This window comes from Legionella lytica (assembly GCF_023921225.1).
GTDB lineage: Bacteria > Pseudomonadota > Gammaproteobacteria > Legionellales > Legionellaceae > Legionella > Legionella lytica.
Genome location: NZ_CP071527.1, coordinates 532,346 through 545,738, shown reverse-complemented (window position 1 = coordinate 545,738; position 13,393 = coordinate 532,346). Strand labels below are relative to the sequence as shown.

Here is a 13,393-nt window from a genome sequence, read left to right as displayed (position 1 = left end):
ACAGTGTACTTTAATTGAATAGAATTATGGCAGATTCACAAAAGAAAACAATCATTATTGAAGGAATAACCGCTCAAGGAAAGACTTTTCGTCCAAGTGACTGGGCGGAACGCATGAGTGGCTCACTCGCAAGCTTTAAAAACAAACGCATTCATTACTCACCATTATTACGTCCGAGTGTTAATAGCGATGGATATCAGTGCGTCCTTCTTGATCCAAAACTTAAAGAATCCAGCCCATTACTTTATCAATCCATTATGGACTTTGCCAAAGCAAATAACCTACGAATTTGTGGAGAGGAAAATTAGTTTACACCGAGGCTATTAACTGCCTCCTAGCAAACCTAGTATCCCTGGCTTTGCTTAAGAGCAATAGTCCAGCTTGCAATAGAGCCCATCATATTATTCATTATCGCCACGGTATTATCAAAATTCATCGACAATATCCCCGCCATAATAAATAGTAAACCTTTCGGCCCATCTTGAGCTCCTGGCTCACTGGATTGCGCCACAAGAACACAACCACGAACAAACCATAACACCCCAGCCGTACGAATCAATAACCCCATGGAACTATAAATATTAGTAGGATCATAATTGGTATAAGTTAAAATATTACCTACACCAAAGGCGGTATTAGCAGCGAGGTTAAGCGCAGAAGGCAAGTACAATAACAGTGCCCCAAAAAGCAAATACATCATCGGCACAAACATTCGCTCTTGAGATTGTGATTGGGCTCGATGATCTCCTATTTTCATCAGCTTCATAATCGCTGTAATGAAAAATAAAATACCCAATAGATACGCCCCCGCTGTAATTAACCGTTGCAGAGGGTATAAAGATTTGCTTAGATTGCCTAAAATGGCTATTAAGTCGATGGTAGTCATAAGTTAATTATATGCCTCGAACCCTTGCAATGCATAATTTTTTCCTTATATTAAGCACTTTATATTAAAAGTAGATACATTTATGCAAATAAATACTTTTCCAGTCACCTTAGTACAGTCCGTTATGATTACGCCTAAGGTAAAGCATTTTATTTTTAAATGCGATCTCAGTCCTTGCTTTAATTATATACCAGGACAATTTATTACCATTCATTTTGAACATGAAGGAGAAATAATAAAGCGTAGTTATAGTATTGCAAATGAACCGAAAAAAGACAACACGATTGAATTTGCTGCTGGTTACTTTGAAAATGGTCCGGGAACGCAATTTTTATACAATCTAAAGCCAGGGGATATTATCAACATAAACGGCCCATTTGGACGTTTAGTCATGAAAGACGAATTGCCAGGCCGCTACATTCTAGTAGCAACCAGTACTGGTATTACCCCTTACAGAGCAATGCTTGCAGAGCTTGGTAAACGTATGGAGCAAAATCCGGAGTTGCGGGTAGTTATTCTCCAAGGAGTACAGCGACGGAATGAAATCCTCTATCTTGATGAATTTCATAATTTTGCCCAAAAATACCCCAAGGCAACATTTATGCCCTACTTAAGCCGTCAACCCGTTGACGAATTACAAGCACATGAGCATCACGGCTACGTACAGCATGCTTTTCCTACACTAAACTTAAATCCTCAAGAGGATGTAGTTTATTTATGTGGAAATCCAGGTATGATCGACGAGTCATTCAATTACTTAAAAGAGCAAGGCTTTGCCATGCAACAAATTATTCGTGAAAAATATATTTCTAGATAACGACCAGGAGTGAATAGATTATGAGCTATGAAGAATTATCAGCCACCATGGAAGACATGCTACAACTAGGCAAAGGTATTTTAGCCGCTGATGAAAGCAATGGAACCATTGGTAAACGTTTCGCCTCCATTAATATTGAAAACACTGAGCAAAACCGTAGAGATTACCGCCTAATGCTCGCTACTACTCCTGATTTAGGAAAGTACATTAATGGGGTAATATTATTTGAAGAAACCTTTGAACAAAGTGATGACCATGGCACGCCCATTGCAAAATTATTTGCTGATCAAGGCATTGTTCCAGGAATCAAAGTAGATAAAGGACTTGTTGATTTAGCCAACACCGAAAATGAAAAAGTTACTCAAGGTTTAGATGGCTTAGCTGAACGTTTACTGCACTTCAAAAAATTAGGTGCACGCTTTGCAAAATGGCGTAACGTTTATTCTATTTCGGATACGACTCCAAGCTTATCGGCAATAAAAACTGGTGCAGAAAACCTGGCTCGCTACGCGGCTACCTGCCAATCCGTAGGAATTGTACCAATTGTAGAACCTGAAGTATTAATGGATGGTGATCACAGCATTGAACATTGTGCTGAAGTTTCTGAAATTGTGTTACATGAAGTCTTCCATGCATTGTTCATTCACCAAGTTGAATTAGAACACATCATTTTAAAGCCCAGCATGGTTACTTGTGGTAAAGCAAATGCTAAATTCAGCGAGCCTGATGAAGTTGCAGATTATACTATTGGTGTATTCCGCAATAATGTTCCTGCAGCAGTACCGACCATCAACTTCTTATCTGGTGGACAAACACCACAACAAGCTACAGCGAACTTAAACGCGATTAACAACATTATCCATCAACCATGGTTACTCAGCTTCTCTTATGGAAGAGCATTGCAAGAAGATTGCTTAGCAGCTTGGGGCGGGAAAAAGGAAAATATCAATAATGCTCAGGATGCACTGTTAAAACGCGCTCGTTTAAACAGCTTGGCATGTCTTGGCGATTATCAAAACGATATGGAATAACACGAATCGTAAACGGTGTTAGACCTGAATGAAGGCTGGGCCTTGCGGCCAAGCCTCCTCTAGCTCTATTGCGATTTACCTCTTAAATCAATCTCCCACACATCAACCACCTCATTATTCTGAACCATCACAAATTGATCATAAAGATTAATCGTTGGGTCACAATGAGGAACCACCATTTCAATCAAGTCCCCATTGCTTGGCAAAGTCCCTGTAGCGGTGATTTTTCCATGCTCATCGCCAAACCCACCCCAATCATAAGATAGGTGAGGATAGTTAATAATTCGTGGTTGATACTTAGGATCAAAATAAATCGCCTTCGTTCCTGCATCGACCGTAACATGTTCCACTCTATTGCTGCTAATAACTGTACTCCAAAGCGTCATGGCATTTTGGAATTGTCTAAACTGCTGGGGATTGTTTTTAGAGCCTATACGCTCATATTGCACGTCCATCACCGTATAAGAACCTGGTTGAATTTCCGTAACTTCAGACGAATCAGGGTCAATATCAAAAGTGCCTGTTCCAGAGCCCGTTAAAATATGCATATCCGGAAAAAGTGGCTGCAACACACGAAAAAGCTCTGAAGCCATTTCCATGGTTTTTAAAGAACGCTCTTTACGTTCCTGATAATCAGCAATATGCTGTAAATTTCCAGCATAACATTGTATTCCATTCACCCGAAGCCAAGGCTGTTCTTGTAAGAAACAAGCAAAATTCAACGCATTATCGGGATGAACACCTGTCCTACCAATACCCGGGTCGAGATCAATTAGCACCTGAATAGGTTGATTCAAAGCCTGGCCAAGTTGGTTTAAAGCCTCTGCATTTTGTGCATTATCAAGTACTAAAAGCAGCTCTGGCGCCTTTTTTAAACAAGGGATAAGTCTTTTTAGTTTGAATTCTGAGACAATAGGTGAAGTAATTAAAATATTGGAAATCCCTTGTTCAATAAGGACTTCTGCTTCGGCAAGCTTTGCTGCGGAAATACCAATAGCCCCTGCTGCAATTTGCAGTTTAGCGATTCGCGAACATTTATGTGTCTTACAATGTGGGCGCACAGCAACCCCCATTTTTGTTGCCAAGGTCTGCATCAGATTAATGTTTGCCTCGAGCTTATCCAAATCGATTACTAAGCAAGGAGTATCAATTTTTTCCATGTTATTAAATCCACCTTAAGTCAGGGATAACCTTGATATGCCAAGCAGAATCAAAGCTACGATTTTTGCTTAAATTGCTGTTGTTGCACAGTCTCTATCAACTCAAAACGTGCGTAAAGCGGTAAATGATCAGAGAGCATTCGCCATGGTTTTCCCTGCAAACAAGCAACCTCTTGTACTCGCATACCACGGAAATAAACTCGGTCGACACAAAGTGCGGGGCGAATCGCGGGAAAAGAGCGGGCATGTTGCCCTTCTAAAGAAATAAAGGCCTCCTCCACATTTAAATCCTCGGCTAAAGGCTGAGACAGCACCTTGCGCCAATCATTAAAATCTCCGGCCATCAGCAACGGCTCGTGAGAAGGCACTACTTCTTTAATCCGCTGCATTAAAGCAGTAGATTGCTCCATACGCTCTCGTTTAAAAAGACCTAAATGCACGCATAACAAATGAACCATTACACCACTTACTTCCAATTGTGCATGCAAAATACCTCGAGAAGCACGTCGTATATTGGTTAAATTAATATTCTCGACCTCTTTAAATGCATATTTACTTAAAATAGCATTTCCATGATGCCCTGATTGATATACTGCATTTTTAGCATAGGCATAATGAGGCCAGATATTTTCAGCGATGTACTCACATTGCGTGGAATCAGGCCAAGCATCAATTCGTTTTTTCCGTTTTCGATGTTCACCCTGAACTTCTTGTAAAAAAACAAAATCAGGATTCAAACTGGTAATTGCTTCACGCATTTTGGGAAGCAAGAAACGAATGGCTCCAACTCCAAAGCCTTTATGGATGTTATATGTTATCAAGGACACGCTATGCGCTTCTTGCTGCATTACTTCACCCTTCCAAATATAAAACTTTTTCTGTTAATAAAAATTAGCTAAAGTTCTTATTAAGCATATCATTAAATTGGAGAAAAAAAACACTAACGTCGCCATTATTTGTACAAAAATCATTTATTTTTTTTCTTTAAAACAACAGATTAACCCCGCGCTCACTTTTAGTTTATACTTGAATCATGACTTGTTACAGGCCCAATAAATAGAATATGCAAGAAATTACGCTCACTATCCCAGGATTTTCAATTGCAGGGAAAACATGGGGAAATCCCCGAAATCCCCCCATTCTCGCCTTACATGGCTGGTTGGATAATGCCAACAGTTTCGCCCCTCTGGCTTCGTACTTGCAAAACGATTTTTACTTAATTGCCGTTGATTTTCCAGGCCATGGGCTTTCTTCTCATCTCCCACCGGGATGCAATTATCATTTTTTTGATGGTATTTTTATTCTTATCGAAATAATTAAGGCCCTAAAACTAGACAAAGTACATCTATTAGGTCATTCAATGGGTGCGTGCATGGGCAGCTTAATGGCTGGTGTCGCCCCAGAGCGATTACATTCCCTTTATCTAATTGAAGCTTTAGGACCTTTTTCAGCTCCTGCAAAAACAGCATGCAATCAATTAACAGAATACGCCAAATTTATTAGCCACGCACATCGCCTCCCCAAAGGCTATGAGCAATTTGAAAGTGCGGCCTTAACGCGCTCGCAGAAAGGTTATGTCTCTATAGAGATTGCGCGAACTCTTTGTGAACGAGGTTTAATAGAAAAAGAAGGACGTTTTTATTGGCGTCATGATCAACGCTTAATTGCCCCAACCCCACTGCGTATGACGGAAGAACAAGTACTCTCTTGTTTGCAAAATATCAACACCAAAACTCATTTATTGTTAAGCGATGAAGGATTTGCCTTTGATGCGGAAATAATGGAAAACCGTATTAAATACGTGAAAAACATGGTGGTGGAACGGTTAGCAGGCGGTCATCATATTCATATGGAAAAGCCTGAACTTATTGGGAAAATGTTGGTTGAATTTTATAAATAAATGTTGAGAACTATCGGATTGGTTGCAAGCAACCAGGCTCACTATTTTACCGATATTAATTAATAAAAAAGGCCTAAGAGCGAAGAAGCTTCTTAGGCCTTTTTTTTGCAAATTAATTAATGGTTAGAAGTACAACGAGAGTAATTAACTGCAACTGTTTTTAGTGCTGCTTTCACATCATCAACAGAATAGCCTAAATCAGATGCTGCCTTAATCACACCACAAGCACCCTCATCAAACGTTGAATAAGGCGTCCAGTAATCCATATTAGCTTTAACCATTACGTCAAAGGCTAAACGAGCATTCCAACCTTGGGTAGTAGACATCAGATAGAATAAACGGTTATACACACCACTAGAGTAGTGAACGTCTAAACCACCATAATATTCATCAGCAGAGTCGATAGAAGCACCATCACGGCTTGGTACATCCATATAACGTAGCGCATCATAACCACTGTCTTCTTTCATGATCTCACCACCAATACTCCAAGTATTTTTTCCTACAGAATAATACTCAGCTGCTTGTGCTGCCATGTCAGAGAATGATTCGTTCATACCACCAGACTGACCATAGTACTCAAGGTTAGAATGCTGCTCAGTGAAGCCATGGCTGATTTCATGACCACCAACCCCAAGAGATACTAATGGATACATCATCGTATCACCATCACCAAACGTCATTTGACGACCATCCCAGTAAGCATTTTCATAACCTTGGCCATAATGTACACGCATTACTAATTGCATTGGCGAACCATCAGACTTAGTTAATGCTTCTACACCATACCAATCATGGTACATGTGCTTGATTACATAACCTGCATAAAGCGCATCATTTGTTGGTGAGGCAGCGCCATTATCACGATCATAACCATCCGCTTTATAACCCGTCATGTAAATGCCTGAGTCATTCGCAGGACAATCAAACTTCATTGCTTTGGTTTTTGCACTGTACTTATGGAGCATATCGATAACTTTAACATCAGTATTTTCCATGAAGCAGGCAGCGGCACTGTCATCACGAGTTAATTCTAAATAGGGGAACTCACTACCATCATACTTATACTCACCTGTTTTGTGGTTGCCACCAAAACCAAAACCTTTAGCTGCTGATTTTGCAGTCTTCACATCATTCCATTGAACAAATGGCTTGTGCGTTTTCGCATCAATAATTGCTGTTGGGCGAGCAGGAATTTTATCTTTATAAGTTACAAAAACACTGACCTTATATGCCCAATGCGCTTGATGCTTGTCATCAATATAAACCATTGGAGCAACTTGCTCTTCACTTAATTCATTACCTGCGTATTGAGCTTTAAATTGCTCTAAAGCAACAGGAGCATTTTTAATAAAGGAAGCTTCCGGTTTGCCTAATTCAGATTGTAAACCTTGGTAAACAACACCATTCATCGTAACATTAGCTTGTGCTTGTCCTAGTGATTTTGCTGGATAAGCACTATGAAGGATCGCATAACCACCATGCACAGGAAATCCTGCATATTGTTGCTGCATACGTACGTGGGTCATTTTATTACGATCAGTATGTTCTCTTACAAAACTTAAACTATCAGTGGTAACAGAGGCACCTTGAGTAGCCAGCGAAAACTTTTGTTTTAATTGAGCAATTGATGCCTGATTTAAAGGCATTGGCTCTGCAGCGCGCACAGGTGAAGCGATCCCTAAAGCTAAAGCAACAGCTAAAGGCGACAAATAGTAATTATGATGCATAAATTAACTCCTTAATTGCAACTCTACTACATATAAAAGTAACTCTCCTTCAAAACCAATAATCGTCCTGAAAATCCAAGCCATGGAATAACTTGTTAGCTTCGAGGGCGAGTCACACCGAAAAAGTGATAAATCCTAAAAAACGTCACCCTATTTATGGCGCACAAATATGTTTTTATAGGAATAAAACCGCTACAGCTCAACAAACTCATCCAAGCTAGCACAATTTTATTGTTTTTGAAAATACTAAATGCATTTGTGTTTGATTAAGAAAATTTGCCCTCCTCCCCCGTTGAGCTTTATGCAGGAAAAACTAAACTAACGTGCGGAGAACATGCCGAGATCCTCTTGGATATAGACAATTACATAAAGATAAGGCAAAATTTGCCAAAAATTATTCTATAATTACGGAATGATGAAAAAAATTCTGGTCTTGCATGGCCCCAATCTAAATCTTCTGGGAACTAGAGAACCCCATATCTACGGTGTTCTCTCGTTAGATCAGATCAATTCTCGTTTAACTCAAGAGGCAACTCGCGCAGGGGTGGCGCTATCTTGCTATCAAAGCAATTCTGAAGGAGAGTTAATCAATGTGATTCAACAAGCAGTTGCTGGCAAGATTGATTACATTATATTCAACCCCGCAGGTTATACACACACAAGTGTCGCCTTGCGAGATGCACTAAGTGCAGTTGCCATACCGTTTATTGAAGTACACCTTAGTAACATTTATTCCCGCGAAGCTTTTCGTCATCACTCATACTTCTCTGATATTGCCAAAGGCACCATCAGTGGGTTGGGTGTACAAGGGTATTCGCTTGCATTAACCTCAATTATCGAAGAATTAGAGAGAACCAAATAATGGATATTCGTAAAATAAAAAAACTAATCGAATTATTAGAAGAAACTGGTATTTCTGAAATTGAAATAAAAGAAGGTGAAGAGTCTTTAAGACTAAGCCGTTACAACAACGCTCCTGTTGAAGCACCTGCCGTTCATTATGTTTCTGCTCCAGCACCTCGTGTTGAAGCGATTGCCCCCGCAGCGAGTGCAGCAACAGAAAGCAAACCTGCTGCAGCGATAAGTTCAGGCCACAAAGTGCGCTCACCTATGGTAGGAACCATGTACACTTCTCCATCGCCTGAAAGTCCTCCTTTTATTACTGTTGGCCAATCAGTTAAAGTTGGTGATGTGCTCTGTATTGTTGAAGCAATGAAAATGTTTAACGAAATTGAGGCCGACCGCGCAGGTAAGATTGTTGAGATATTAGTAGCAAATGGCGAACCGGTTGAATATGACCAAGTCTTGTTTGTTATTGAATAAGAGGTGCACTAATGCTCAGTAAAATTGTTATCGCCAACCGTGGCGAAATTGCGCTTCGTATTTTGCGCGCCTGTAAAGAACTTGGTATTCAAACTGTAGCCGTGCATTCCGATGTGGATAAAGATCTGCTGCACGTGCGGCTTGCAGATGAAACCGTATGTATCGGCCCCGCTCCAGCGCAAAAAAGCTACCTAAATATTCCAGCGATTATTTCTGCGGCTGAAATCACCGATGCCGTAGCTATACACCCCGGTTATGGATTTTTATCGGAAAATGCTGATTTTGCAGACATTGTCGAACAAAGTGGATTTAAATTTATTGGTCCTCGTGGTGATACGATTCGTATGATGGGCGATAAAGTATCTGCGATTCATGCCATGAAAGCGGCAGGTGTTCCCTGCGTTCCAGGCTCTGACGGCCCATTAGGGGATGATGAGCAACATAATCTGGAAATTGGCCGAAAAATTGGCTACCCAGTGATTATTAAAGCTGCCGGTGGTGGTGGTGGACGGGGAATGCGTGTTGTTCATAGCGAATCTAATTTGCTAACAGCGATTGCGTTAACCCGAAGTGAGGCGAAAGCAGCATTCAACAATGCCACCGTTTACATGGAAAAATTTCTGGAAAATCCTCGCCACATTGAGTTCCAGGTATTGGGGGATGGAAAAGGAAAAGCGATTCATTTAGGTGAGCGCGACTGCTCCATGCAACGCCGCCACCAAAAAGTAGTCGAAGAAGCTCCTGCTCCAGGCATCAGCCCTGAATTACGCAAAGAAATTGGTGCCGCAGTAATTAAGGCCTGTGAAGAATTACAATATCGTGGTGCGGGAACCTTTGAGTTCTTATATCAGGATGGTTGTTTTTACTTCATTGAAATGAATACGCGGATTCAGGTAGAACATCCCGTCACTGAAATGATTACGGGCATTGATTTAATTAAAGAACAAATCAAAATTGCTAGCGACATTCCAATGACCTTAACCCAAGATGACATTACTCTTCGCGGTCATGCCATTGAATGTCGAATCAATGCAGAAGATGCTAAGACCTTTATGCCATCTCCAGGGATGATCAAATTACTGCATCAACCCGGTGGGCCAGGAATTCGTTTTGATTCGCATATTTACAGCAGCTATACCGTGCCACCTAATTATGACTCTATGATAGGGAAACTCATAAGCTACGGCGCGACACGGGCGGAAGCTATTGCTCGCATGCGCAATGCCTTAGATGAAATTATTATTGATGGCATCAAAACGAATATTGAATTGCATCAACGTATTCTCCACGACCAATCATTTGTTGCTGGTGGTGCAAATATTCATTATCTGGAAAAAATGTTGAAAGGTTAATATTGTGTGGTTTCAATTAAAAATAGAACATTGCCCTGTTGATCAAATAGAGCAAATAAGTGAAGAATTGGAAGAGTTTGGTGCGCTGTCGATCATGCTCACCGACAAAAACGATAATCCAGTTCTTGAGCCTGAACCAGGGACGACTCCTTTATGGCCTGAGGTAATCATGCAGGCCTTATTTTCTGAGGCAATTCAGGCGCAGTATACGCGTGATCAATTAACTCAAAGGCATCCGGGATTAGTCTTAACACTAGAAATACTCGAGGATAGAGATTGGGAGCGTGCGTGGATGGATGACTTTAAACCACAACGCTTTGGTCAACGTTTATGGATTTGCCCAACCTGGTCAGTCCCACCAGAACCTGAGGCAGTTAATTTGATGCTAGACCCAGGATTAGCCTTTGGAACAGGAACTCATCCTACGACCTCGTTATGTTTAACTTGGTTAGAACAAGCAGACTTGCATCAAAAATCGATTATTGATTATGGCTGTGGCTCAGGCATTTTGTCCTTAGCGGCATTAAAATTAGGAGCTGGGGAAGTTTATGCAGTAGATATTGATCAACAAGCCCTACAAGCAACACAAAATAATGCACTGACTAATGGCCTTGATACCAATAAACTCCTCATTAGCTTTCCTGAGGAACTGGAGAGTCCGGTGGATTTAATTATTGCCAACATCTTGTTAGCACCGTTAATGATGCTCAAAGATCGTTTTCAGCAATTATTACAACCGGAGGGACTACTGGTAGTGTCTGGAATACTACAAGAGCAAGCGCCTCTGCTTATCGAAGCCTACACGCATCTATTTATGCTGGTAAGTCAAGAAAATCATAATGGCTGGTCATTATTAGTTTTTGCGCGTAAATAACAGAGGAAGCCTAGATGTAGGTGCCGTCGTAATTCAGGGTAAGAGCTTGATTTAAGCTCCGCTCCCGGATTACGCTTTCGCTCCATCCAGGCTACGTTCAAATTTAATGGGCTGGGCCGTTACCGCCACCTTTATCAGTACCAACCCCTTGTGTATTCCCTCCATTTCCTAAACCATCATTGTCGCCAGGAACACTGCTTGGAGTAGGAGTTAGGGCTGGACTGGCATTAGGATTAGATGGTGGAGGTGAATTAGGAGGAGGATTAGTATTCGTTCCTACACCATTATTATATGTTCCACTCCCACTAACATCACCACAAGCGGCATAAGCAGAGTAAAAAACGCCTATCCCTAGTAAAAGCATAAATATTTTCTTCATTAGAGTCTCCTTTCTGTTGCATTTATTTTCCATCTAGTACTTATTGTAGACAAATAATACCTGAAGTTTTTAAATAGCGATCCATCCTCAAAACATTCTCATTTTGCAAAAAATTATCCAGCAGCTTGATAATCCTAGATAAACATTCCAAAATAAAGAATTAATGTTATTTGTCCCAGGAGTTAAGGAATGACCCACGACAGAGAGTTTAGCGATTTAATGCATGCTGTAGCAGAAAAAAGCCTGCAGATTATTAATGACATCCAGAAAAAGCCGCTTGATGTGTCATCCTTGATTGATCAATACATTGACTTAACAGAACACTTTCAAAATGTAATGTCAGTCATGCTAAAAAACCCAGAAAAAATATGGGAAATGCAATTAACCTATTGGAAAGATGCCATGGATCTGGCCCAAGCCCAATTCGCCCATTGGCTTGAAGGAAAATCAATGCCAATCACGGACTCTCGCTTCAGTGGAGAAGATTGGCTGCATAATCCATTTTTCAACTTATTAAGCCAACACTATCTTTTAGCAACACAACATATGAATGGTTTATTTGAAAAAATGGAATATTCAGATAAAAATACCGCTAAACGCATCAAATTTTTTATGAAACAATATTTAGATGCGCTCTCTCCAGCAAATTTTGTACATACAAATCCCCAGTTAATGGATGAAACACTAAAAAGCCGCGGCAAAAATTTATTGCATGGATTACATAATCTACTCTCTGACGTTGAAGTTGGCTCCTCACGCCTAATGATTAAAATGACAGATGTCGATGCCTTCAAGATTGGCACGAATCTAGCAGTTACTCCTGGAAAAGTAGTCTTTAGAAATGAAATGATGGAGTTAATCCAGTATTCGCCTACAACCGACAAAGTTAAATCAATACCACTATTAGTTATCCCTCCCTGGATTAACAAATATTATATCCTAGACTTAAGTCCTCATAATTCATTTATTCGCTGGGCTGTAGAACAAGGCATTACCGTATTTATTATTTCCTGGGTAAATCCTGATTCAAGTTTTGCACACAAAAGCTTATATGATTATCTAAAGGAAGGTCCGCAGGAAGCGATTAAGGTCATCAAAGAGCAAATGCAGGTGCCTCAAGTCAATACCTTAGGTTTCTGTATTGGTGGAACCCTCTTATCGCTGCTTCTTGCTTATAATAAAGCACATAAAGACGATTCGATTCACAGCGCAACCTTCTTAGCAGCCATGATTGATTTCAGCGACCCCGGTGACATTTCTGTGTTTATTGATGAACAACAAATTGCCAAGCTGGAAAATGAAATGAAGTCTAAAGGCTATTTAGCTGGAAAATTTATGGCTTCCAGCTTTAACTCCTTAAGAGCCAATGACTTAGTCTGGTCGTTCTTTATTAAAAATTACTTACGTGGGCAAAACCCGGTTCCCTTTGATATTTTATACTGGAACTCAGATTCTACGAACATGCCCGCAACCATGCATTCCCAATATTTGCGATGGATGTATTTGCATAATAATCTGTCACAGCCAAACAAAATTCATCTGAATCATACGCCAATTGATGTGAGTACCATTGATGTACCTACATTTTTCCTGTCGACTGAAAAAGATCATATTGCCCCCTGGCAAACCACCTATACTGGCTATCAGCTGATGAGCGGCCCAAAACGCTTTGTTTTAGGGGGCTCAGGACATATAGCAGGAATTATTAATCCGCCTACAGCCAGCAAATATGGCTATAAGGTAAATCATCATGCCCCCCCACCCCTGAGGAGTGGCTAGCGCACGCAAGCGAGCATGGGGGTTCCTGGTGGCCTGAATGGATGGACTGGTTAAAGGCACATTCAGGAAAACTAATCCCGGCTCCGGTCTTTGACAAATTGAAGCACCTCCCCATTATGGATGCCCCTGGAAGCTATGTATTAAAGAAATAATTAGATTTAG

Annotated in this window: 13 protein-coding genes and 1 pseudogene; 9 read left to right on the top strand and 5 right to left on the bottom strand. The window is 40.6% G+C overall.

Annotation, left to right across the window (positions count from 1 at the left end; genetic code table 11):
• The first annotated feature begins 26 nt into the window (after positions 1 to 26).
• Positions 27 to 308, top strand: coding sequence for a DUF3579 domain-containing protein (locus tag J2N86_RS02430; protein ID WP_133136962.1), 282 nt, complete (start codon positions 27 to 29; stop codon positions 306 to 308).
• A gap of 35 nt (positions 309 to 343) precedes the next feature.
• Here the strand turns inward: J2N86_RS02430 and J2N86_RS02425 are convergent, their stop codons facing one another.
• The gene (locus J2N86_RS02425) at positions 344 to 886 is read right to left on the bottom strand and encodes a type IV secretion protein IcmC (RefSeq protein ID WP_252580714.1); all 543 of its coding nucleotides are present in this window, start codon (positions 884 to 886) and stop codon (positions 344 to 346) included.
• Between the two features lie 82 nt (positions 887 to 968).
• Between J2N86_RS02425 and J2N86_RS02420 the strand changes: the two genes are divergently transcribed.
• A complete protein-coding gene (locus J2N86_RS02420) occupies positions 969 to 1,703 on the top strand; it encodes a ferredoxin--NADP reductase (protein ID WP_252580712.1) in 735 nt (244 codons plus the stop codon).
• Positions 1,704 to 1,723: 20 nt separating this feature from the next.
• On the top strand, positions 1,724 to 2,734 hold the full coding sequence (locus tag J2N86_RS02415) for a class I fructose-bisphosphate aldolase (protein ID WP_252580710.1): 1,011 nt from the start codon (positions 1,724 to 1,726) through the stop codon (positions 2,732 to 2,734).
• Between the two features lie 65 nt (positions 2,735 to 2,799).
• Here J2N86_RS02415 and J2N86_RS02410 read toward each other — a convergent pair whose 3' ends face one another.
• Both J2N86_RS02410 and J2N86_RS02405 read right to left on the bottom strand, forming a co-directional pair.
• Positions 2,800 to 3,894, bottom strand: coding sequence for a DSD1 family PLP-dependent enzyme (locus J2N86_RS02410; protein WP_252580709.1), 1,095 nt, complete (start codon positions 3,892 to 3,894; stop codon positions 2,800 to 2,802).
• Positions 3,895 to 3,950: 56 nt separating this feature from the next.
• Positions 3,951 to 4,742: an endonuclease/exonuclease/phosphatase family protein gene (locus J2N86_RS02405; protein ID WP_252580707.1), complete on the bottom strand. Its 792-nt coding sequence runs from the start codon at positions 4,740 to 4,742 to the stop codon at positions 3,951 to 3,953.
• A 215-nt stretch (positions 4,743 to 4,957) separates the two neighbouring features.
• Between J2N86_RS02405 and J2N86_RS02400 the strand changes: the two genes are divergently transcribed.
• Positions 4,958 to 5,794: an alpha/beta fold hydrolase gene (locus tag J2N86_RS02400; protein WP_252580705.1), complete on the top strand. Its 837-nt coding sequence runs from the start codon at positions 4,958 to 4,960 to the stop codon at positions 5,792 to 5,794.
• Positions 5,795 to 5,910: 116 nt separating this feature from the next.
• Here the strand turns inward: J2N86_RS02400 and proA are convergent, their stop codons facing one another.
• Entirely contained in the window at positions 5,911 to 7,524 is a 1,614-nt protein-coding gene (gene proA, locus J2N86_RS02395) for a zinc metalloprotease ProA (RefSeq protein ID WP_252580703.1), read from the bottom strand.
• Positions 7,525 to 7,939: 415 nt separating this feature from the next.
• On the opposite strand from proA, the gene aroQ reads away from it, so the two are divergent.
• The 4 genes from aroQ to prmA are packed head-to-tail and all read left to right on the top strand — an operon-like array spanning position 7,940 to position 11,073.
• Positions 7,940 to 8,386, top strand: coding sequence for a type II 3-dehydroquinate dehydratase (aroQ, locus tag J2N86_RS02390; RefSeq protein ID WP_252580701.1), 447 nt, complete (start codon positions 7,940 to 7,942; stop codon positions 8,384 to 8,386).
• Positions 8,386 to 8,847: an acetyl-CoA carboxylase biotin carboxyl carrier protein gene (accB, locus tag J2N86_RS02385; protein ID WP_252580699.1), complete on the top strand. Its 462-nt coding sequence runs from the start codon at positions 8,386 to 8,388 to the stop codon at positions 8,845 to 8,847. The genes aroQ and accB overlap by 1 nt, the downstream gene beginning before the upstream one ends.
• Before the next feature lie 11 nt (positions 8,848 to 8,858).
• Positions 8,859 to 10,199 (top strand): acetyl-CoA carboxylase biotin carboxylase subunit, encoded by a 1,341-nt coding sequence (accC, locus tag J2N86_RS02380; protein ID WP_252580697.1) that lies wholly within the window; start codon positions 8,859 to 8,861, stop codon positions 10,197 to 10,199.
• Positions 10,200 to 10,203: 4 nt separating this feature from the next.
• Positions 10,204 to 11,073 (top strand): 50S ribosomal protein L11 methyltransferase, encoded by an 870-nt coding sequence (prmA, locus tag J2N86_RS02375; RefSeq protein WP_252580695.1) that lies wholly within the window; start codon positions 10,204 to 10,206, stop codon positions 11,071 to 11,073.
• Positions 11,074 to 11,176: 103 nt separating this feature from the next.
• On the opposite strand, the gene J2N86_RS02370 is transcribed toward prmA, so the two are convergent.
• Positions 11,177 to 11,452 (bottom strand): hypothetical protein, encoded by a 276-nt coding sequence (locus J2N86_RS02370; protein WP_252580693.1) that lies wholly within the window; start codon positions 11,450 to 11,452, stop codon positions 11,177 to 11,179.
• Between the two features lie 189 nt (positions 11,453 to 11,641).
• Between J2N86_RS02370 and J2N86_RS02365 the strand changes: the two are divergent.
• Positions 11,642 to 13,383: pseudogene (locus J2N86_RS02365) on the top strand (PHA/PHB synthase family protein).
• Positions 13,384 to 13,393: the final 10 nt, after the last annotated feature.